The 21,623-nt window shown below is 68.3% G+C and carries 19 protein-coding genes and 2 pseudogenes; 7 read left to right on the top strand and 14 right to left on the bottom strand.

The window, feature by feature from the left end:
- The first annotated feature begins 278 nt into the window (after nt 1–278).
- Complete coding sequence (locus G5C51_RS12960) at nt 279–1,505, top strand: anhydro-N-acetylmuramic acid kinase (RefSeq protein WP_338118116.1); 1,227 nt, start codon at nt 279–281, stop codon at nt 1,503–1,505.
- Nucleotides 1,506–2,155: 650 nt separating this feature from the next.
- Here the strand turns inward: G5C51_RS12960 and G5C51_RS12955 are convergent.
- The 3 genes from G5C51_RS12955 to G5C51_RS12945 are packed head-to-tail and all read right to left on the bottom strand — an operon-like array spanning nt 2,156 to nt 5,585.
- Nucleotides 2,156–3,316, bottom strand: a complete 1,161-nt coding sequence (locus tag G5C51_RS12955) for an acyl-CoA dehydrogenase family protein (RefSeq protein WP_165236628.1) — start codon at nt 3,314–3,316, stop codon at nt 2,156–2,158.
- Nucleotides 3,313–4,509 (bottom strand): acyl-CoA dehydrogenase family protein, encoded by a 1,197-nt coding sequence (locus tag G5C51_RS12950; protein ID WP_165236626.1) that lies wholly within the window; start codon nt 4,507–4,509, stop codon nt 3,313–3,315. The genes G5C51_RS12955 and G5C51_RS12950 overlap by 4 nt, the downstream gene beginning before the upstream one ends.
- Nucleotides 4,510–4,532: 23 nt before the next feature.
- On the bottom strand, nt 4,533–5,585 hold the full coding sequence (locus tag G5C51_RS12945) for a zinc-binding dehydrogenase (RefSeq protein WP_165236624.1): 1,053 nt from the start codon (nt 5,583–5,585) through the stop codon (nt 4,533–4,535).
- Nucleotides 5,586–5,914: 329 nt separating this feature from the next.
- Between G5C51_RS12945 and G5C51_RS12940 the strand changes: the two genes are divergently transcribed.
- Nucleotides 5,915–6,952, top strand: coding sequence for an LCP family protein (locus tag G5C51_RS12940; RefSeq protein WP_165236622.1), 1,038 nt, complete (start codon nt 5,915–5,917; stop codon nt 6,950–6,952).
- Here the strand turns inward: G5C51_RS12940 and G5C51_RS12935 are convergent.
- The 8 genes and pseudogenes from G5C51_RS12935 to G5C51_RS12900 form a co-directional block, all read right to left on the bottom strand.
- Nucleotides 6,949–7,842: pseudogene (locus tag G5C51_RS12935) on the bottom strand (IS5 family transposase). The gene G5C51_RS12940 and the pseudogene G5C51_RS12935 sit on opposite strands and share 4 nt — an antisense overlap.
- Before the next feature lie 95 nt (nt 7,843–7,937).
- Complete coding sequence (locus tag G5C51_RS12930) at nt 7,938–8,432, bottom strand: hypothetical protein (RefSeq protein ID WP_165236620.1); 495 nt, start codon at nt 8,430–8,432, stop codon at nt 7,938–7,940.
- A 299-nt stretch (nt 8,433–8,731) separates the two neighbouring features.
- Nucleotides 8,732–9,637, bottom strand: coding sequence for an arginase family protein (locus tag G5C51_RS12925; RefSeq protein ID WP_206313762.1), 906 nt, complete (start codon nt 9,635–9,637; stop codon nt 8,732–8,734).
- Between the two features lie 468 nt (nt 9,638–10,105).
- Complete coding sequence (locus tag G5C51_RS12920) at nt 10,106–11,101, bottom strand: aldo/keto reductase (RefSeq protein WP_165236618.1); 996 nt, start codon at nt 11,099–11,101, stop codon at nt 10,106–10,108.
- Between the two features lie 110 nt (nt 11,102–11,211).
- A complete protein-coding gene (locus tag G5C51_RS12915) occupies nt 11,212–11,358 on the bottom strand; it encodes a hypothetical protein (RefSeq protein ID WP_165236616.1) in 147 nt (48 codons plus the stop codon).
- A 203-nt stretch (nt 11,359–11,561) separates the two neighbouring features.
- Nucleotides 11,562–12,068 carry a DnaB-like helicase N-terminal domain-containing protein gene (locus G5C51_RS12910; protein ID WP_165236614.1) on the bottom strand — a complete coding sequence of 169 codons (507 nt, stop codon included), beginning with the start codon at nt 12,066–12,068 and terminating at the stop codon, nt 11,562–11,564.
- Nucleotides 12,069–12,093: 25 nt separating this feature from the next.
- Nucleotides 12,094–12,861 carry a class I SAM-dependent methyltransferase gene (locus G5C51_RS12905; protein WP_165236612.1) on the bottom strand — a complete coding sequence of 256 codons (768 nt, stop codon included), beginning with the start codon at nt 12,859–12,861 and terminating at the stop codon, nt 12,094–12,096.
- Nucleotides 12,862–13,063: 202 nt separating this feature from the next.
- A complete protein-coding gene (locus tag G5C51_RS12900; protein WP_165236610.1) occupies nt 13,064–13,315 on the bottom strand; it encodes a hypothetical protein in 252 nt (83 codons plus the stop codon).
- A 649-nt stretch (nt 13,316–13,964) separates the two neighbouring features.
- On the opposite strand from G5C51_RS12900, the gene G5C51_RS12895 reads away from it, so the two are divergent.
- Complete coding sequence (locus tag G5C51_RS12895) at nt 13,965–14,168, top strand: cold-shock protein (protein ID WP_165236608.1); 204 nt, start codon at nt 13,965–13,967, stop codon at nt 14,166–14,168.
- 351 nt (nt 14,169–14,519) lie between these two features.
- On the opposite strand, the gene G5C51_RS12890 is transcribed toward G5C51_RS12895, so the two are convergent.
- Complete coding sequence (locus G5C51_RS12890; protein WP_165236606.1) at nt 14,520–14,831, bottom strand: EthD family reductase; 312 nt, start codon at nt 14,829–14,831, stop codon at nt 14,520–14,522.
- A gap of 274 nt (nt 14,832–15,105) precedes the next feature.
- Here G5C51_RS12890 and G5C51_RS12885 point away from each other — a divergent pair, with 274 nt between their 5' ends.
- The 4 genes from G5C51_RS12885 to G5C51_RS12870 all read left to right on the top strand — a co-directional run bounded on the left by G5C51_RS12885 (nt 15,106) and on the right by G5C51_RS12870 (nt 18,676).
- A complete protein-coding gene (locus tag G5C51_RS12885) occupies nt 15,106–15,402 on the top strand; it encodes a winged helix-turn-helix transcriptional regulator (RefSeq protein ID WP_165236644.1) in 297 nt (98 codons plus the stop codon).
- A gap of 116 nt (nt 15,403–15,518) precedes the next feature.
- A complete protein-coding gene (locus tag G5C51_RS12880) occupies nt 15,519–16,211 on the top strand; it encodes a PIG-L deacetylase family protein (RefSeq protein WP_240929601.1) in 693 nt (230 codons plus the stop codon).
- A gap of 315 nt (nt 16,212–16,526) precedes the next feature.
- A complete protein-coding gene (locus G5C51_RS12875) occupies nt 16,527–17,930 on the top strand; it encodes an alpha-L-fucosidase (RefSeq protein ID WP_165236602.1) in 1,404 nt (467 codons plus the stop codon).
- 284 nt (nt 17,931–18,214) lie between these two features.
- Nucleotides 18,215–18,676 carry a hypothetical protein gene (locus tag G5C51_RS12870; RefSeq protein ID WP_165236600.1) on the top strand — a complete coding sequence of 154 codons (462 nt, stop codon included), beginning with the start codon at nt 18,215–18,217 and terminating at the stop codon, nt 18,674–18,676.
- A gap of 173 nt (nt 18,677–18,849) precedes the next feature.
- Here the strand turns inward: G5C51_RS12870 and istB are convergent, their stop codons facing one another.
- Both istB and istA read right to left on the bottom strand, forming a co-directional pair.
- Nucleotides 18,850–19,647 carry an IS21-like element helper ATPase IstB gene (gene istB, locus G5C51_RS12865; RefSeq protein ID WP_206313761.1) on the bottom strand — a complete coding sequence of 266 codons (798 nt, stop codon included), beginning with the start codon at nt 19,645–19,647 and terminating at the stop codon, nt 18,850–18,852.
- Nucleotides 19,644–21,298 (bottom strand): annotated as a pseudogene (istA, locus tag G5C51_RS12860) (IS21 family transposase). The gene istB and the pseudogene istA overlap by 4 nt, the downstream one beginning before the upstream one ends.
- Nucleotides 21,299–21,623 lie beyond the last annotated feature (325 nt).

Below are 21,623 nucleotides of genomic sequence, written 5' to 3'. Positions count from 1 at the left end.
GGCGGGCGACAGCAGCCGGCGCCGACGCGGCAAGCAGCGAACCGCAACGGCGAACAGCGAACAGCGAACAGCGAGCAGGCGAGGGGCGAACGGTGAGGGGGCGTAGAGGGCGGCGCTCCACGCCCGGGGTCGTGGCTTCCCCACCAGCCAAGTGTCCGATATGTATGGTTTGCGGCGGGTCGTTCGCGGGCCCGCCGTCCCGTCCTGCTGCGCAAGGGTCCGGACAAGGGGGGCGGGTCCGCGGCGGCTGCCATGATGGCCGCGTGAAGGATCATCCGGTGACCGTGGTCGGGCTGCTCAGCGGCACCTCCTACGACGCGGTGGACGCCTGCGCCGCCGAACTGTGGCGCGACGGCGCCGAACTGGTGCTGCGCCCGCTCGGGCTGCACAGCGCCGGCTTTCCTACCGCGCTGCGGCGGCGGATCGCCGCCTGCCTGCCGCCCGCGGCGACCACCATGGAAGAGGTGTGCCGGCTCGACACCGAACTGGGGCAGTTCTTCGGCCGCGTCGCCGCCCAGGCCTGCGCGACCGTGGCCGGAGGCGCGGCGGACCTGGTGGTCTCGCACGGACAGACCGTCTACCACTGGGTGGAAGGAAGCCGGGCCAAAGGAACCCTGCAGCTGGGCGCGGCCGCCTGGATCGCCGAGGCGACCGGACTGCCGGTCATCTCCGATCTGCGCACCCGGGACATCGCCAAAGGCGGGCAAGGCGCACCGCTGGCCTCGACCATGGACGCACTGCTGCTGCCGGCCGGACCACAACGGCGCGGGGCACTGAACCTGGGCGGGATCGCCAACATCACCGTACGGACCGGCCACAACGCCGGCGACGGCACCGCCGGTGACCGGGACCGCGACGGCAGCGGTGGTGGGGGTGGGGGTGTGGTTGCCTATGACCTGGGGCCGGCGAACGCGCTCATCGACGCCGCCGCGGTCGCCGCCAGCGGCGGGACCCAGACCATGGACGCCGGCGGAGCACGGGCCGCACGCGGGAAAGTCGACACCGGGCTGCTGCAGCGGCTGCTGGACGAGCCGTACTACCGGCTGCCGGCACCGAAATCGACCGGCAAGGAAATCTTCAACGCCCGGTACCTGCACCAGCATCTGGACGGACAGCAGACCGCGGCCGACGACGTCGTGGCCACGGTCACCGAGCTGACCGCCGCCCTGGTCGCCCAGGCATGCACCACCCACCAGCTCAGCGAACTGGTGGTCTCCGGCGGCGGCGTGCGCAACCCGGTACTGATGGCCCGCATCGCCGCCCGCTGCGGGCCGCACCTGCGCCTGGCCGACAGCGCGGAACTCGGGCTCGATGCGCAGGGCAAGGAAGCCTACCTGTTCGCACTGCTGGGCTACCTGTCCTACTGCCAGCTGGCCGGCAACATCCCCTCCGCCACCGGCGCCAGCGGACCCGCCGTACTCGGCTCCCTCACCCCCGGCAACGAGCCGCTACGCCTGCCGGAACCAGCCACCACCCCGCCCGAACGGCTCCGGGTGCAGAACTGAACCCGGACGGGCCGGGAGCAGCAACACTCCCAGGGGCACGGCGCCGCCGACGGGCGGCCACAACCTGGGAACCGGCAGCAACAGCCGGCCACACCGCGCCACGGACAGCGAGCGGGTCGCGGACTGCGGGCTACGGGCTACGGGCTATGGGCTACGGGCTACGGGCTACGGGCTACGGGCTACGGATTGGGGCCTACGGACTGGGGCTGCGGGACGCGGTCTGCGGACTTCCCGCACCGCACGGGTCTATGAGATGGCGGCGCACCTGGCAGGTGACAAGTGATCTCGGTGCAGCGGCCTGCGGGCCGCAGGTCGCGGACTGCGGACCGCAGGCTGAGGACTGGGGCCTACGAACTGGGCCTGCGGGGCTGCGGGGCGCAGGTCGCGGACTGCAGACTGCGGACTGCGGACTGCGGACTGCGGACTGCGGGGCTGCGGGGCTGCGGCTGCGGGGCTGCGGCTGCGGGGCTGCGGCTGCGGGGCTGCGGCGGATCTGAGCAGCCCTCTCCCCCCTTCTCCCCCACGGCGTGCCGCTGCTGTTGCCGGCGTCCGCGCGGCCGGCCTGCCCCATCTTCCCGATCGGCGTACCCCTGTTGGCAGGGCCGTACGGGAGGCGGGACCCGGAGGGCAGGCCGGGTCGGCGGCGCGGGTCAGGCCGGCAGGTCGATCAGGTCTGCCAGCCGGGCGCGGTGGCGGCCGGGGCTGCCGAGGGCGAGCTGGTCGCTCTTGGCCCGCTTGAGGTACAGGTGGGCGGGGTGTTCCCAGGTCATGCCGATGCCGCCGTGCAACTGCACCGCCTCCTCCGCCGCGTGCACCGCCACCTGGGCGCAGTAGGCCTGCGCGACCGCCACCGCGATCGCCGCGTCCTCGGCGCCATCGGCCAGCGCGCCGGCGGCATCGCGGGCGGCGGCGCGGGCCGCAACCAGTTCCAGCCACAGCGTGGCCATCCGGTGCTTGAGCGCCTGGAAGCCGCCGACCCGGCGGGCGAACTGCCGGCGCTCCTTGAGATAGCCGACCGTCTCGGCCAGGCACCACTCCGCGATGCCCAGCTGCTCCGAGGCCAGCAGCCCGGCGCCGGCCAGCAGCGCCCGCTCCACCGCCGCACGGGCCGTGGCCGCGTCGGCCAGGCGGGTGCCCGGCGTGCTGTCGCAGAACACATCGGCCAGAGGCCGGGTCAGGTCGAGGGGCGTGCGGGCTTCGATCCGGGCGGCCTCGACCGCGTACAGGCCGTCCTCGGCCGGGACGAGGAGGACGTCGGCCGCGGCGGCGTCGGCGACCGAGGTGATCCGGCCGGTGAGCCGGCCGCCGGCCGCCCCCACCGTCACCGCCGGTTCGTGCGCCGACCACGACAGCGCCAGGACGGCCACCCGGCTGCCGGCGGCGATGTCTTCGAGCAGATCCTCCGCCGGTCCGGTGCCGCAGCCCAGCAGCGCCTCGACCGCGATCACCGCACCGGTCAGATACGGCGCCGGCGTCACCGCCCGGCCCAGCTCCTCCAGGACCACCGCGGCCTCCCGGTGCGAGGCACCGGCACCGCCCAGGCTTTCCGGGACCAGCAGCCCCGCAGCCCCGATCTCCCGGGCCAGGGCCTTCCACAGCGCCGCATCGTAGGGGCCGCCGTCCGCCTCACTGCGGGCGATGACCTCCCCCGCCGCGCTGCGGTCGGCGAGCAGCCCGGCCACCGCCGCACGCAGATCGTCCTCGGTCTCGGAATACAGCAGCGAACGGACATCAGCCGCCCCAGCCGACACAGATACCGCAGATGTCGCGGAGGTTGCGGGGGTTGCAGATGTTGCGGGGGTGGTGGTCATCGCGGCAGGTCCTTCCAGGCGGTGTCCTTGTCGGTGCGGGGCTCGGCGGGCAGGCCCAGGACCCGCTCGGCGATGATGTTCAACAAAATCTCCGAGGTGCCGCCCTCGATCGAGTTGCCCTTGGCCCGCAGATAGCGGTAGCCGGCCCGGCGTCCCAGGAAATCCACGCTCTGCGGGCGCCGCTGGGTCCAGTCGTCGTAGGCCAGGCCCTCCTCGGCCATCAACTCCACCTCCAGACCGGACAGTTCCTGATGCATCCGGGCCATGCCGAGCTTCATCGCCGACCCCTCCGGGCCCGGCTGGCCGACCGCCAGCTGCTGACGCAGCCGCACCCCGGACAGCCGCAGCGCCTCGGCCTCGACCCACAGCGCCAGCAGCCGCTGGTGCAGATCCGGGGTGCGCTGGTCCGGATGGGCGCGCCAGGCGTTGGCGACGATGCCCAGCATGCCGCCCTCCCGCGGGATGCGGGCACCGCCGATCGCGACGCGCTCGTTGTTCAAGGTCGTCTGGGCCACCCTCCAGCCGTCCCCGATGGCGCCCAGCCGGTGGATGTCGGGGATCCGTACCCCGGTGAGGAAGACCTCGTTGAACTCGGCCTCACCGGTGATCTGCCGCAGCGGCCGCACCTCCACCCCCGGATCGTGCATGTCGCACAGGAAGTAGGTGATCCCCTGATGCTTGGGCACCTCCGGGTCGGTACGGGCGATCAGGATCGCGAAATCCGCCTGGTGCGCCGAGGACGTCCACACCTTCTGGCCGTCGACGATCCAGGTATCACCGTCACGTACCGCGCGGGTGGCAAGCCCGGCCAGATCCGAGCCCGCGCCGGGCTCGGAGAACAGCTGGCACCAGATCTCCTCCCCCGTCCACAACGGCTTCAAAAAACGCTTCTTCTGCTCCTCGGTGCCGTAAGCCAGGATCGTCGGCGCGGCCATCCCCAGCCCGATGCCGTTGACATTCGGACCATTACCTGCAGGGGCGTCCGCCGCCTCCAGCTCGGCATCGACGACGGCCTGCAAAGAGCGGGGCGCGCCCAGGCCGCCGAGGCCGGCGGGATAGTGCACCCAGGCCAGCCCGGCATCGAAACGGGCCCGCAGAAACGCCAGGCGTTCGGTGACGGCCGGCGGATACAACTCGAGGAAGGCGCGGGTGCGGCGGCGCAGCTCGGCCGCGTCGGGTGGAGTGGTGGCCATGGTGTTCTCCTCACGCTCCCGGACTAAAAGGGTTCGACGACGATGCGGCCGGTGGTGGTCCCGGCCGCCACCCGCTGGACGGCATCAGCAGCCTGGATAAGGGGGACCCGCTCGCTGACCAGCGGCCGGATGGCGCCCCGGGCGGCGAGTTCGCCCAGGTGCTCGTGACAGGCGGCCACCGCGCCCGGATCCTTCGTGTTGTACAGGCCCCAATGCAGGCCCAAAACCGTGTAATTCTTCACCAGCACATGACCGAGCGGCGGCGCCGGAATGTCGCCCGAGGCGAAACCCACCACAACGATGCGGCCCTCGAAAGCCACACACTTGGTGGAACGGTGAAAGGTGTCGCCGCCGACCGGGTCGTAGACGACATCGGCACCCCGGCCGCCGGTGACCTCCTTCACCGCCGCGGCGAAATCTTCCTTCCGGCGGTCGATGACCACCTCGCAGCCCAGAGCCCGGGCGACCGCTGCCTTGTCCGGGCCGCCGACCACACCGATGACCCGGGCGCCGGCCGCCTTGCCGAGCTGCACCGCAGCGGAGCCGACACCACCGGCCGCCGCATGCACCAGCAGGGTCTCCCCCGGCTGCAGACGGGCCCGGCGGTGCAGACCGAACCAGCCCGTCTGATAACCGACATGCAACGCCGCCGCCTCGGCATCATCCAAAGCCACAGGGGCAGGCCGCACCGACACCACATCAGCAACGCTGTACTCGGCAAACGCACCCGCCGGCAACACCGGACCCGCCAACACCCGCCCACCCACCACAGCCACACCCTCGACACCCTCGGCACCCTCGGTGCTCTCGGTGCTCTCGGTGCTCTCGGTGCTCTCGGTGCTCCCGGTGCCCTCCCCCGCGCCGACCACCTCGCCGCACATCTCCACACCCGGGGTGAACGGCAGCGGCGGGCGGACCTGGTACTGGCCGCGGCACAGCAGCGCATCCGGGAAATTCACACTCGCCGCACGAACCCGGACCAGCACCTGCCCAGGCCCCGGCTCGGGGACGGGAACCTCCTCCAGACGCATCACCGCATGTGGCTCACCGTTCACGTGCACCCGCCACGCCCTCACACCACCACACCTCCCTCCACACCAACCCCCGGCCGACACCGGACCCCAGACCAACACCAGGCCGACACCAGGCCGACACCAGGCCGGAACCAGGCCGACCACGGGCCGACACCAGGCCGGCTCCGGGCCGGCTCCGGGCCGGAACGGCCACCCCCGCGGCCACATACTAAGCGGTTGCTTTCCTCCTGGGGAAGAGCCGCGACACCGTTCCCGCCGCCGAGTGGTCCCACCGGACACGCCGCACAAAACCCACCAATACGGGCCTGCAGGTTCTAGCCTCGCCGGGGCATCACCCCACCGCCGCCACGCGCCACCCGGAGGCCGCCGCCATGCCGCTACGCACCAGGACCCGACTCCTCGCCGCCGGCCTGGCCGCCACCGCGCTCAGCGGGGGTGGCTTCGAGTGGGCCGCCGGCCAGGAAACAACCCGCGACACGAACGGCACCAACGTGCTGCTGCTCGGACGCGACACCCGCGCAGGCCTGACCCCAGCAGACAAGGAACGCCTGTATGCGGGCGGACAAGGCTGCGACTGCTCGGATGTGATCATGCTGATGCACCTGTCCGGCAACGGACAGTGGGCCAGCGTGATCAGCATCCCCCGCGACGTCTACGCCCCCAGCCTCGGCAGCAAAATCAACGCCGCCCACTCACGAGGCGGCACCAAGCTGGCCGAGCGGACCGTCGAACGCTTCACCGGCGTCGACATCGACAAAGTCATGACCGTGAAATTCACCGGCTTCGAAAAGGCCATCAACCAGCTCGGCGGCGTAAAAATCTGCACCCGCCAGCCGCTGCACGACACCCGCTACACCGGACTCAACCTCACCCCCGGCACCCACCACCTCAACGGCGCACACGCACTCGGCTACGCACGCTCCCGCCACAACACCACCAACGGAGACATCACCCGCATCCGCCGACAACAACGCATCCTCGCCAACACAGCAGGACAAGTACTCACCTCCGGCGACCTGCAACACCCCGAACGACTGCGGAAACTCGCCGCCACCATGGCACGATCACTGAAATCCGCCAACGGCAACAGCACACCAGACCTCGTCGAACTCGGCTGGAAAGCACGCCACCTACAGCTGGAAAACATCGAGTTCGCCACCCCGAAAATCGCCAACCTCGGACACAACATCCCCGGCACCGGCTCCACCGTCACCCTCAACCAACAAGCAGCACGACAACTCTTCACCACCATGCGCAACGACAAACCACTCCACACCACAGAAACCCGCGACACCACATCGGCGCTCGATCGGGATACGCGTACCGTGCCCGGAAACGCTCTCGGCTGCGATGGTGACCAGCGGCCCACCACCACACCCGCCACCCGAACACACACCAGAACACGCTAAAGAACCCGACACCCGGGGCGGAGCCAGAGTCGGATCGAGGCGAGGGTGACGGTGCCGTGGAAGACGTAGGCGCGTTTGTCGAACCTCGTGGCCACGGCACGGAAGTTATTGAGGGCGTTAATCGTCCGCTCAACTTCGTTCCTGCGCTTATAGATCGTCTTGTCGAAACCGGCGGGCCGACCGCCCTTGCTGCCGCGGGCCTGTCGGTTGGTCCGCTGGTTCTTCGCTTCGGGGATGGTGTGCTTGATCTCGCGTGGCCGCAGGTGGCGGCGGTTGCGACGGGACGAGTAGGCCTTGTCGCCGCCGAGATGATCGGGGCGGGTGCGGGGATGTCCGCCGCCGAGGCGGCCGACGCGGATGCGTTCCATGACCGGGATGAACTGCGGGGTATCGCCCCACTGGCCCGGCATGACCGGCAGAGCCAGAGGGCGGCGGTGGCCTCGCCGGCCGGTGGATCTTGCAGGTCAGACCGCCCCGGGAGCGTCCGAGTCCCTCGTCGGGGCGGTGCTGCCGGGACATGCGTCTTTTCCCGGCACCCGCGGTGGTCTTTTGCCGGCTCCGGCGGCGTGCTGGTGGGCCCGGCAGGAAGTCGAATCGACGCTCACCATCGACCAGTCGATGCGGACGTCCGTATCGGCGTCGGCCAGGACGGTCGCGAAGATCCTGTCCCACGTGCCGCCGGCCGACCAGCGTCTATGCCGCTCGTATACGGTCTTCCACGGACCGAAACGCGCAGGCAGATCCCGCCATGGAATACCGGTGCGCTGCCGGTACAGGATCCCGCTGACGATCACGCGACGGCTGGCCCAACGACCGCCGCGCTGCCCGGACTTCGGCAGATGCGGCGTCATCCGGACCCACTCCGCGCTCGTCAGATCTCCCCGCCCCATGCCCATGCCCATGCCCATGCCCATGCCAACGACCCAACGTCCCGGCAGCCACGAGATCCGCCGGACAGGCCCTGGACCACCGCCGACGTCGGCCCTCAGGCCCGGACGGCGGCGAACTCCCTGCCGGAGACGGCACCTGGATCGCTGATCATCATGCGGGCCTCGCGAGCGGCGAGCGTGACGCCGTTCGACGATTCGAACCCGGCCTCCCGGTGGGCGCGCTGATAGCGACCGATCGATGCCCGCATGATGACGCCCGTGCTGAGCCCGAGGAGAACGACGACCGCGAGCGACCCCAACGTCAAGAACCCGGTATCGATGCCGGCCCAGGTCGACACGATCCCGGCCACGAGCCCTGCGAGAGCCACGTAGGCCAGGCACAGGAGGACCCTGGACCGTCGCTCGCCGGAGGCGCTGGCACGCTGCAGCCCCGCCTCCATGGCATCGAGCTGCTCGATCCTCGGCGTCCGCGTCGTCGCAAACTGCTGGAACAGCTGTTCATGCTCCGCCCTGCCCCGGGACCGCTGCTTGATCACCGTTCCATCTACGGCAATATGCCACTGAATCGTCCAGGGCTTCTTCTGCTCCACGCTTCACACCGCCTTGTCAGCAAGCGACGGCCTTCACCTCGCCATGTCGGCGACGATGCTACTTCTTCCCGGCACGCCCCGATCCGCTCCCCGGTCAGGGCCTCCGGCCGCCCCCACCCAGCCGTTCCTGCACCTCCTCGATGATCCGCCGGGCGAGCTCGGTACCTTCACCCAATCAATCCTAGATCCGCCGGACAGGCCCTAAAGAACCTGACGCCTACGGCCCAATCAGGTCTGAGCGATGACGACAACAACCAGGAAGGCCCCGGAAACCACCTGCTGGTTCGTCGCCCGGCAAATCACGTAAGCGCCCGGATCGTCTCGCGGACCAGGTTGACGGTCGCCTCTGCGTCGGCGCTGTCGGGGTCTTGTTCCGGGTCATAGATCGCCACACTCAGCCCCGCGCAGCCGCCTGTACCCACCGCTTCGGTAGTGACGGCGGTGAGCTGGCCGAAGTCCAGACCGTCGGGCTCGTCCGGGTAGTCGGGCAGTCCTTGCGCACCGAAGACTTCGGGGTCCAGGACGTCCAGGTCGATGTGCAGCCACCACCGGTTCGTGTTCGCTTGCAGGTGGGTCGCCGCGGCACGCGCGGCCTCGCCAGGGTCATCACGCATCAGGTTCAGGGGGCGTGACCAGACACCGAGGTCGGACACCGAGCCGACGTTGAACCGGCGCCGCCATTCGTCATCACGCTGGCCGAGCATGGCAAGCCCGTTGATCTCCAAAGCGGGCAGTCGTTGCGCGAGAGGGCCGGTGAGCAGCCGGCCGGTCACGCCGAGCAGCAGTCCGATCTCGCAGTTCGCGGCCTCGCCGTCCTCGACGACGTCCAAGGGCATCGTGTCCTCGTGGCCATCGAGGAACAGCAGGCCGGGCCGCTCAATCACATCACGCAGCGCAGGGACCACCCCCAGCAACAGCGCGCAGTCCCCACCGACGACGACCGGGAACACCTCGTCGGTGATCGCGGTGGCGACACGCTCATTCAGCTGCTCGGCCATCGCCAACAGCGCGCGCTCGTTGAGGAGTCCCGTCTGCGGGCCGCGGCCGGTCTCGAAGACCGGCAGGCTCAGATCGCCGCTGTCCCGGACCGAGTGCGGTGCCAATGCGTCGACCAGCCCGGCTTCGCGCAGCGCCGAGGCAGCCCGGGCTTGGTGACCGTCACGGCCGTAGCCGTCGAAGGGCACACCGATCAACTCGATCGTCATCAGATGCACCCCAACCCGGTAGCTGCTGGACCCACTGGAGCTCGCGGGCCCGAGGCATCCGACGGTGACCGGTCGATCTCGAGGCTCGCTGATCCCATACACATCAGCCTCCCACGCTCACCGACGGCTCCCGCGACTCGGCACCACACCGGAAAGCACCCCCGAGCGGCAAGGTCACACGATCGGGGCAAGGGTTTTCGCAAGTCAGGTCCCCATGTCGCAATGCGCCGGCGCGCAGGCCTCGTGCGTACCCAAAAGCACGCTGGCAATCTGTCACCGACCTGCAGGTAGCCACAGACTTCGACCCGCGATCGGGCACGACGAAGCGGCGGGAGGTGTACGAGCGTCGCCTTCGCGCCCTGCACTCGCCCGGGCAACTCCTTCAACGCGCAGACATCGGAATCGGGCGAAGACTGAGCCGGATCGTCGACGGCGGCCGCGCCCCACACCCTCGACCGCGACCGCGAGTCACCCGCCCGGGGTCGGCACTCCCGCGGGCAGCAATCCGGCCGTCCGCGCGGCGGCCCAGAACTCTCCCGGTACGGGGTGGGCGAGCATTCGAGCGGTCTCGTCCACCTCATCCGGTGCCCGGGCTCCAACCACCACGCAGGCCACCGCGCGGTGACCGAACGGGAACTGAACGGCGGCAGCCGTCACAGGTACCTCGAACCTCCGGCAGAGCGCGTGCCATGCGGCGACCCGCCGGGCCAGTTCAGCCGGCACCGTGGGATAGCCGTGCGGGGCTCCGGGGCGGGGGTCGGCGAGCAGCCCTGACTGGTAGACACCTGCGGCCATGACGGCGATGCCCCGTGACGCGCACAGCGGCAGCAGTTCGTCGAGACCGGAGTGGTCGAGAAGGTTGTAGCGGCCCGCGAGCATCACGCAGTCGGGGCCTGGCGGGTCCACCTCCCTGAGGTAGCGAACCGCCACCGGGGCATGGTTGACGCCGATCGACACCGCGCCGATCGTGCCCCGGGCGCGCAGCTCGGCCAGCGCCCGGTAGGCCTCCGATACCGCCACGGGGAAGTCCTCATCCGGGTCGTGCACATGGAGGATGTCGATCCGGTCCAGGCCCAGACGTCCCAGGCTCTCCTCGACCGATTGCATGACCCCGGCGTACGAGTAGTCGCGCCGAGGTCCGACGCCCGGCGGCGGATCGGCCCAGATGGGCTGCGTGTCATCGCCCCCGGGCACGATCAGGCGGCCGACCTTGGTGCACAGGACGTACTGCTCACGGGGACGGCTGCCGAGGGCAGCCCCGGCGCGGCGCTCCGACCGTCCGTAGCCGTAGACGGGCGCCGTGTCGAAGAGCCGGACGCCCATGTCCCAGGCGCGGTCGACGGTGCGCACCGCGTCGTCTTCTGAGACGGGAGCGAACAGTCCTCCGAGGGAGGCGAGCCCGAGCCCGAGACGGGTGGCCTGCAAGGCGGTGCGCCCCAGCACCACCGGCTCGTCCGCTCTCATCCCCACTCAGGGCCTTACCACGCTCGAAGTACGTGCAGGCATCTATCTCCTTGATTAGCCTCGTCAGGATCACGTCGGCAATCTCAAGGTAGTTGCCGCGTCTCCGCTGCCTACCCGTTGCCGCATCCCAGGGCCGCGAGCGCGGTCATGAACATCCGGATGTCAGCCAGGGTCGCCGTGGTGTGGCCGACGATGGTCCCTACGACCTCCCGGTGGTCGACGTTGGTGCCGTTCTGGTCGGTAGCGGCGCCCCACAAGTAGAGGGCGAAGCAGATCAGTTCGCGAAGCGGCGGCCACCGTCCGCGCCCGCACTGTGGATGAGCCAGCCCGAGACTGCTACGCCACGCGCCACGGCTACTCGTGGAACGCCGGCTTCCCCAGCTCGCCATGAACAACGACTACACGGCGTTCCTCAACAAGCCGCTGATGTCTTGGGCCACTCCTCCAGCAACCGGCGGTTCTAGTCGTCGTTCTCGTCGATGAGGAAGCCCCGCATCAACGACGGCGCACCGAATTCGGCAGCGCCGCCCGCGACAGACCGCAGAGTTGGCGGCACCGCGGGTGCAAGGGCGCGGTAAGCGGCCAGATCGCGCACGATCGCCACATAGTGGGTGGCCACCGGCTGGGGGGCCGTCTTCGCGACAAGGCCGCGCATGTAGTCGGCGGCCTCGTCCATCGCCGCCTTGTCGGTGCCGTGCATCTCGGCCGCGACTGTGCCGGCCGCAGGCACTTGACCGCGCCCCCGGATCCTCACGCACGCGCTGAAGACACGCCGTCGATGCGGCGCGGTGAACATCGAGGCGTCCAACACCGTGGCGGCCAGCGCGCGCACGTCCGCGTGCCGGAGCATCGCGCCGAGCACCTGCATCTCGGCGTAGACGTCCTGCAGCCCGTCGGCGGGCGCCGGCCCGCGGCGGGACTCCTCGGGTTCCTCCGGATCGGGGGTAGCAACGAGGGTCTTCACCATCGCGGCAGACTACTCCGCGGCCGCCCTAGACCTCTTCGGGTTCCTCAACGTCCGGGAGATCCGGGCCGTCGGGGTCGTCGCCCTCAGGGAAGGTCAGCAGCGGCTCCGGCCGGCCGTGGTGCTCGGCGCGAGCGGAGTCGAGTTCGTCCATGGCAGGGCCGGGGCTCGTGTTGGGCGCAGGCATGGCTATCAGCTTGCCGGATAGGTCTGACACCGTCCGCTGATCGGTCGGCGTGTCACTCAGGGTGATCACGCGGAGGGTGTCGACGTCGTACGTCTCGACGCGGCTCCAGCCGGTCTGCAGCACGGCGAGGTCGTCGGCGGTCAGGCCGATGTCCTGGCGCTCGGCGGGGAGCCGTTCGGCAAGCGGGGTGGTGACGACCAGTTGCCCGGTGGGGGCGAGGAGCCGTCGGGCGGTGCCCAGGAAACGGGGTTGGTCGAGGAAGGCGAGCACGAGCCGCACGGTGATCACGTCGAAGGTGTCGTCCGGCAGCGTCGCCGGGTCGTCTTGTTCGATGTCGAAGACCTGGAAGCCGAGCTCGACGCCGGCGGAGGGGCGGGCGCGGGCGGCCTCGATGGCGGAGGCGGCGTAGTCGACGCCGAGCACGGTGAAGCCGAGCCCGGCGAGCGAGGCCGCGTAGCCGCCGTCGCCGCAGCCGACATCGAGCAGCCGCCGGCCGGCTCCGGGGCCGAGCCGGGCGGCGAGCGGGTCGAGCTCTTCGGGTCGTACCGGGCGCCAGCCGCCGCCCTCGGCGTAGTGCTCGTGCCACTGGTCTCGTGTTGTGTACGCCATCACCGCTCCTCGCTGTCGCCAGGAGGGAGCGTAGGCCCCAGCTCCGACAGCGCCGCATCAGTGGGACTTTCAGCGGTGGGTGGCCGACCCTCGTCGTGTCTGCCCTCGTGGGGGCGTCGCATCCGACGGGTAGGTAGCCATCCTGGTCCGTGTTGGATGGCCGATGCGGCTTCGGCCGCAGCGCGGAGGGGAGTATCGTCCCTCACTTCATGTCGTCACGGTCGTCCTCGTCCGAGAGGAACTGCCGGACCCCTTCCCGCATCTCATCGTCCATCTTTTCTTCCGGAACCTTCCGCAGCGGCCACAGCCCCAGCCGGTAGCCGCTCCATACGCCGAGACATACTGCGATCCCGCCCACGAGTACGCCGATCCAGGGCGACACGGCGTTACGTAGCACCGCACCGATGATGAAGCCGACTCCGGCAAGCGCCAGGACTGGCCCAAAGACGATCACGAGGACGCAGCCGCCACCTGGCATTGGCCCAGTTGGCCTTGGCGGTCCCATGCCGTCCACGATTCACCTCCGGTTCGGCGCTCCTCTCTGTGCTATATCTGCGCCTCTGCCTGGTGGTAGGGACGAAGGTCCCGACTGCTAACAACACCACCTTCGCGGTTAATGGTGGATGCGATCCGAGACGTGGTGCCAGCTCCGGTGAGGCGTGACAGCGGCCGCTCGGCGGAGCGACTCGACGGTCCGGCCGCGAGCCACCCGCAGCCCCACGACTGCGGTCCGATGCTAAGGAGCCGACGAAATGCGCTGGTCAGGGCATACGGGCCCCTGCCTGTTGTGGTGGGGGTCACGCCCTGCAGGCGGCCAGCTGCGCCACTTAGCGGTGCCTGAACATAGCGATGCCGACGCCGTAGCCGAAGAACTCGTCACCGGGCCGGCGGCGGCCGGGAGGGGAGGGGAATGATTTCGGCGGCGGTGTGGTTGTACGAAGCGGTCGCAGTTTTGTTTGTGTGTTTGTGCCAGTCGCATGCTCGCAGAGAACGATGTTGCGGGCGCGATGCTTGCCTTCCAGGTTGCTGGAGCAGCCGCGTCGTGAACCGGCCGGGAACTCGCAGAGTGCGAGTCCCACCCCAGCCCCTGTAAGGAGCTTCCAATGACTCAGGGAACCGTGAAGTGGTTCAACGCCGAGAAGGGCTTCGGCTTCATCGCCCAGGCGGAGGGCGGCCCGGACGTCTTCGTGCACTACTCGGAGATCGACAGCTCGGGCTTTCGCAGCCTGGAGGAGAACCAGGTCGTGGAGTTCGAGGTTGTGCAGGGCCCCAAGGGCCCGCAGGCCTCGCGCGTCCGCGCACTGTAAGCCCCCGGCAGGCCAAGCCTGCCGCGGCGTGACGTAACAGAAGAAGGGCCGACACCCTCCCGGTGTCGGCCCTTCTTCGCGTCCAGCGGGTCTGGGGCCCGAGCAGGTCACCTGACCGGGCGCGTGCCCACCCCGGGATGTTGACCGGCGGCAATGCCGCACCAGGGCACCACTCTGCCCCGGCATGACCGCCGCCATGGATCACATGCGCCACGGCGACACCCTCGTCGTACTCAACCTGGCCAAAGCTTGACCGCAGCGGACATCCGGCAACCGCCAACGGTGTCCGCCGCTAGCCGGACCTGGCCTTAAGCGGCCGCCCGAACGCGTCCCGGACCGTATCGGCCCGCCTCAGCCGGTGCCGTCCTGCACCGGATAGTGGATGATCACCACACCGCCGGTCGCGTAGTTGGCGACATCGGCGGCCAGCCGCCGGCCGTGCGGCGAGGCCTGCGCTGCGGCCATGGCGGCGGCGTCAGCGAAGTCGGCTTCGAAGACCGCGAAATACGGCGCTTCCCCTTCGAGCGCCGCCACGTCGAAGCTGTAGCGCCACGCGAGCGGGCCGGGCCAACTCGCCACCAGCGGAAGGTGCTTGGTCACGTAGTAATCGCGGAAGTGGTCAGGGTCGGCGGGCTCGCGATACAGGACCAGCAACCTATGCATGACGACCTCCGTCCAGAGGTGTCAGCCGGCTGCCCAACTCGTAGCGACCCCGCCCGTGCATGGGCATCGTGCGCGCTTGCAGTGTGCCGGCCTGGTCGGTGCACGGCGGTACCAGCAGGGCTATCCGTGACATCAGCTCTCCCGTCGAGTCCGTTTCGGAATCAGAAACACCGGGCGGATGCTAGTGTTTCGAATAACGAAACGCAAGGAGAAGGCCATGCCGACACCGCGCCCAGGAACACCGGTTCGCGGATCGACGACCGGCCGTCCCCTCATGGCCGCGCTGGATCTGTTCGGCCGTCGGTGGGCGCTGCGCATTCTCTGGGAACTGCGTGCGGGTCCGCTCGGTGCCCGCGCGCTGCTGGCACGGTGCGAAGGGCTGTCATCCAGCGTCCTCTACCAGCGGATCCGCGAACTCACATCCAGCGGGATCATCGCCCCCTCGGCCGATGGCTACGAGCTCACCCAGCTGGGGACAGCACTCCGTGATGCCCTCCGTCCGCTCGACGAATGGGCGTCCACCTGGGCGCAGGAGCAAGAACACAACGATCAGGAGCCCACGGAGACGTGAAGATCACGCCCGGCCAGGTGGAGCGGTGATCCGACGGACGCCGACTCGGGAGACGGGCTCACGCGGCCTACGAGAATGACCGACGGGCGGGATATGAACGCGGAAGGATGGCCAGCATGACATTGCCAGCCCTTCCCGAGGAGTCCTTCCAGCGCGTGCTCTGCGTTGTCGCGCACCCCGACGACATGGAGTACGGCACGTCCGCGGCCGTCGCGCGCTGGACCGTGCGCGGCATCGAAGTCGGTTATCTCCTGCTCACCCGGGGCGAGGCCGGCATGCCGAACCCTCCCGAGGAGACGGCGCGCCTGCGCGTCGCCGAGCAGCGGGCCGCCTGCGCCGTCGTCGGCGTCAAGCACCTGACCGTCCTCAAGCATCCGGACGGCGTGCTCGTTTACGGCCTCGACCTGCGCCGGGACATCTGCCGCGAGATCCGCCGGTTCAAGCCCGACGTCGTACTCGGCGCCGGCTACGAGATCGAGACGCCCTACGGCTTCGACCAGGCCGACCACCGGGCGGCCGGGCTCGCCACGCTCGACGCGGTGCGCGACGCGGGCAACCGGTGGGTCTTCCCGGAACAGGTCGACGACGAAGGTCTCCAACCGCACTCGGTGCGCTGGTACATCGTCCCCGGTCTCGCCGGCTCCGGCGCGACCCACGGTGTCGACGTCAGCGGTGAGCCGCTGCGCTGCGGCGTCGCCTCGCTCGAGGCGCACGCCGCGTACCTGGCAGCGCTCCCGGGTGGCTATGTTCGTCTGATGCGGAGGCGTTTGTCGCCGATTTCGGGAGGCGCCGGGGCGCGACGGGCGTGATCGATGTCGAAGAAATTGGACGTCGCTCAGGTGTGCGAGCGCGTGGTGTCTGGGTCGGCTTGCCAAGATCTGCCGCAACTCCGCCGGATGGCCAATTGGCATGTGCAGTGTGCCCGAGCTGCCACCGCGACGGGTTACGGGTTGACCTTGGGCTCGGGTGAGCTGACGCAAGGTCCTGCCATTAGACGGGCCACGCCTATTCGGATGTCATGGACGAGTGTCGCAGCGTCCGACCGTACTCGGATTCAGCTACGCTCAAAACAATATCTTCCCGCTACTAATCTTCTGCATTTTACCTGGATGGCGGATAGACGAATGCGCTTCGCGGTTACCTCGTTCATCTCTGCCTTCGCGGCACCGGTACTGCTGGCGTGCGGATGCCTCGGTGCCACCGAGGCATCCGCCCGGGACGGGCGTCCGCCCGGTAGCGAGCCGCGCAACTATGCGTTCAACACCCCGGCGTCCCAAAGCAGCACCGCCTTTGGCGGCGCTGCGACCCGGGCCACCGACGCCAACCGCAACGGGACCTGGAGCGAGGCATCGGTCACCCACACCGACCGCGAAGCTGAGCCCTACTGGCAGACCGACCTGGGGGCTTCGAAGAAGCTCAGCAGGGTGGTCATCCATAACCGTACGGACTCCAACGCCGAGCGGTTGTCGAACTTCTGGGTGCTCGCCTCCGATTCGCCGATCACGGCCCGCAGCCTGGCTCAAGCCCGTAACCGGCCGGGCGTCACCGCCACCCGCGTTGCCTCCCTCTCCGGCCCCTTCGTCGAGCTCCCACTCGACCGCTCGGCCCGCTATCTGCGAATCCAGTTGGAAGGCACCGACTACCTCTCGCTGGCGGAGGTGCAGACCTTCGGCGACGAGTCCATCAGCCCGTCCCCGGCCGCGCGACGCTGGGTGCAGGGCAACCCGTTCGGCATGTTCGTGCACTTCAATATGTCGACCTACCAGAACGAACAGTGGGCGGAACCGACTGCCTCTCCCGCCCATTTCAACCCGTCACACCGCGCCCCGCGGGAATGGGCACAGGCCATGAAGGACGCGGGGATGACCTTCGGTGTCCTCACTGTCAAGCACCACGACGGCTTCGCGCTATGGAACAGCAAGCACTCCGACTACGACATCGCGGCAAGCCCGTACCGAGACGGAAAGGGCGACATTGTCCGGGAGTATGTGGACGCCATGCACGAGGCCGGCCTCAAGGTGGGCTTCTACTTCTCCATCTGGGATCGGCACCATGGCGACTCCCAGAAACTCGTCCAAAGCCAGCTGCGCGAGCTGCTCACGCAGTACGGCCCCGTCGACTACCTGTGGTTCGACGGCTGGGGCTGGCGGGTCCCGTACGCGCAGATCCCCTACCGGCCGGTCCGCGACATGATCCGCAAGCTCTCGCCCCGCACCGTGGTGGCCAACAACGATCACCTCCGCACCCAGCAGACCACGGACGTCATCGTCTACGAGGTCCCGCACGAGGGCCGGCCCCCGGCGGATGAGGAGCGACCGGTCGACGTCGCTGACACGATGGACGTCAACGACACCTGGTTCAACACCACATCCACTGGCTCGCCGCGCTCGGTCGAGGACATCACCACCTCACTGGCCAAAGCCAAGGCGGGCAACGGCCTCTACCTTCTGAACGTGGGCCCGGACAAGACCGGCCGTCTCCCACAGAACTATCGCGACCGTCTCAAAGAGGTCGGCGCGACCCGCTGAGCATCACACCGGCTGCGGCGCCGCCATGGTCAGTACTCAGCCGGGCGCATTTGTCGAGGGCCTGCTGCCTTTGTCACCACCCGACCGAATCGAAGAGTGCGAGTCTTCGAGCGGAAAATTTCGCTCCAACGCCAGGGTTTGAGCTGGCACGCGTTCCATGCCTAGGCAACGGACAGTTGCGCGCCAGATGTTGGTGGGTGCCCGGCGCACAACGAGGAGCGGAGTGGGCGTACGTCCTTGAAGGTCGAAGAATGAGGGAATAGTAGGCGCCGAAGGTGCGAATGGTGGACGCGAACGTTTCACGAAGCGTGGATTGGCGGGGCGCGATGACCCAAGCAGCCAACATCCCCACCCCCAGTGGAGCCACCCAGGAAGACCCGTACGCGTGGCACGACCTCGAACTTGCGGAGGGCTGGGAAAGCCCAGACAACGCCGATAGGGCCCAGTACCGCATCTACGATTGGAACGACACTAAATACCTGGAAACAAGGGGCCAGGTAACAGCAACTCAGGAATTCCCCTACTGGTTCACCATCTCGACGCTTCCGGTGGAATGGGGGGCGAGCAGAAGGAAGCCTGCGGTGTACACCAACCAGGTACAGACCAACACGTGGCTTACCGACACCTGGTGCCTCTTCCTCAGAGGAGGACATTCAGAAATTCACGGGCAGTACAACATGGGCATCAGGGTTGGCGGGATGCTGAACCTGGACGGAGTATTGCTTGTCGTGAGCGGCGCACGCTAAGGAGCGCGGAGGCGTGCTAGCCGGACGCCGAGTACTCGCCATGGTAGAGCCAGGACGTGGTGAGCGCTGGACCTCACTCTGTTGCGCTGACAGCGCGGAACAGGCAAACAGAGCGGCCAGTATCGGCGTCCGGCGAGCCTCCGGCTCTGAGCACTCGGGTGGTGCGCTGAGGATCAGTCGGCCGTCGTGGCGGCGGTCTTAGATTTATTCTTGGTGTGGGCCAGCCGGTAGGACTGGGTGCCTGTCTGAATGATGGTTCCGTTGAACGTCAATCGGTCGACGATCGCGGCGCAAAGTCGGGGATCGGTGAACGTCTTGGTCCACGCCCCGAATGATTCGTTGGATGCGATTGCGACGCTGTTCTTTTCCTCGCGCTCGGTGAGAACTTGGAACAGTAACTCGGCTCCTCGACGATCGAGTTCCATGTACCCTAACTCGTCGATACATAGCAGATCGACACGACCGAAGCGCGCTATCGTCTTGGTGAGCTGCTTTTCGTCCGCGGCCTCGACTAGTTCGTTGACGAGTTTGGTCGCGAGTGTGTAGCGAACTCGAAATCCGAGCATGGCGGCTTCGGTTCCCAGGGCTATCAACAGGTGCGACTTTCCGGTCCCGGAATCGCCTATGAGGCACAGTGGTTCGCCCTTCTTTACCCATTCGCAGGTGGCGAGCGTGTGAATGACGGGGGCGTCGATGCTGTCGTTGGCGTCGAAGTCGAAGGCGCGGATAGACTTGTCTCGGGGGAATGCAGCTGCTTTGATCCGACGTTCGGAACGGCGTCGGGCTCGGTCGTCGCACTCGGCCATTAACAGTTCGGCGAGGAATCCCTTGTAGGACATTTGCTCGCGGGCGGCGCCAGCTGCGAGTTCGGGGAACTGGGCGCGAATTGTGGGTAGTCGCAGCAGGCGGCAGGACTGGTCGATGGCAGTGGTCGCGGCTTCTTCGGTGAGGCCGCGCTTGCGAGCATTCATGATTCTTCTTTCCGGTTGGGGGGACGTGTCGGTCTCTTCAGCAGTTGGTCATAGGCGGCCATCGAGGGCGGGGGGCGGGTGTCTGCCGGCAGGTGGGCCAGCCGCCAGTCGTCCAGGAAGGTGATGCTCGCGTGCTCCTCCGGCGGCCTAGTGCGGCCCGGCGGCTTGGGGGCGACGGTGCGCGGTCCTTGTCGGTCTCAGCGGCTTTGCGGGCCTCGAGTGCCACCGCGTCCGCGGTCAAGGCGCCCGAGCGGAAGGCGGCCGCGAGCCCGTTCACGACGTGGTCGTGGGGTAAGTGCCGGCTCAGTAGCAGGACCTCGATCAGCGCGCGGGTGCCCTCGGCTTCGCCGTGGGCAGCCCGCGCGGCTGCCCACCAGTTCTCGTGCATGGGGGTGAAGCGGCCGGCCGCTTTGGCCTGCTCCAGCGCGGTCGAGCCAGGGAAAGCGCCGGGCTTACGTAACAGCACTTCGAGATAGTGGTCCAACACCAGGCAGGATCCACCCTTGGTGCTCAGCCGCTCATGGCAGGCGACCTCACGGCGGCCCTCGTAGACGATCAGATCGTTGGCGTGCAGCAGGACTCGTACTTTGAGACCGATAAGGCGCACGGGAACTGAATAGTGGTTGGTGCGGACCGTGATCTGGCTGTAGCGGTCGACACGCGGTGTGAACCACCGACCCGTCTCGAACGGCTCGGTCGGCAACGGCCGCAGCCGCTCTTGCTCCATACGGAAGTATTCGCCCACGGAATGGGTGCGGGAGCCGATGCGCCGCAGCTCGTCGGTGGCATCCCATTCATCGACCAGAGTGTTCAGCTCAGCGAGCGATGCGACGCGCGGTATCGGCACGAAATGGTTACGGCGGAAGCGGCCGATATCGCCCTCCACCCCGCCCTTCTCGTGGGCGCCCTTGACGCCAGGCAAGCAATAGAAGGGTTCGAGACCCCAATGCGATCGGAATGCCGTCCAACGTTCCGCCTCCACCCGCATGCGGCCCAACCCCGTCACGCTGGCGACGGCGGCCTTTAGGTTGTCATAGCGAACCCGAGAGCGCGGAACACCGCCGATGGCGGTGAGGGCATGGACATGCCCCTCGAAGAACGCCTCCTGACCGCAGGAGGCGAACACACGGTGCACGGCCTTACCTGAATATGACAAGCGGAAAGAGAACAGATAGCAGCGTGCCGCCTTTCCGTCCAGCAATACCTGAACCTCGCCGAAGTCCACCTCTGCCTCGGCACCCGGAATATGGGCCTGCGGAATGAACGCTACCTCCGCCCCGCGGTCGTATAACAGGCGGATCTGCCGACGCCGTACCGCCACGTAGCCACGAACCATCTGATACGAGATCTCCGCAGCGTCGTGCTCGTCCACCAGCCGCTCGAAGATCCGCTTCACGGTGTGGCGCTGCTTGGGCGGGGCATCAAGATCTGCCTGCAGGATGACGTCGATCACCGGCTTGTACGGATCCAGCCGGGTCGTGCGAGGGCGATGTTCCTTCCGCGGCTCCGGCCACCGTGAATCAAGAGCCTTCCGGACAGTCCTCCAGGTCACCCCATACCTGTGCTCCAGGGCCCGCATTGAGACGTCACCGGTCTGGTAGTCCCGGCGGATCGCGGCATAGAGCTCGATCTTCGTCTTCGGTACCCGCATGGAGCCCCCCAGTGGCACGAGCACACACAGCGTCCCACCGCAAGCCCCCAGCCTCCGTCAAAACAAAGCGACACCACCACACTCGGTCAACCCCTGCCTCCCGTGGTCACCGACAGACGCCTCCCGAACTCGCAGACATAGTCACCCGGGCCACCCCGCACCCGCGGACTTCATCCCGAAGTTCACCGCGATGAGCGGCAAGGCCATGGGCGTCGAGCACGCCATCCTGTTCCGCGCCCACGACCTGCAGGCGCCACCCGAACTCTTCACCGAAGCGGCACAGGACTAACTCGGGGAAGCCGAGGCCCTCAAGAGCCCGGAGGCA

Origin of the sequence: Streptomyces coryli, from assembly GCF_011044975.1 — a bacterium.
Taxonomy (GTDB): domain Bacteria; phylum Actinomycetota; class Actinomycetes; order Streptomycetales; family Streptomycetaceae; genus Streptomyces; species Streptomyces coryli.
Note: the sequence above shows the minus strand (reverse complement) of the source record. Positions and strands in the feature narration are given on the sequence as shown.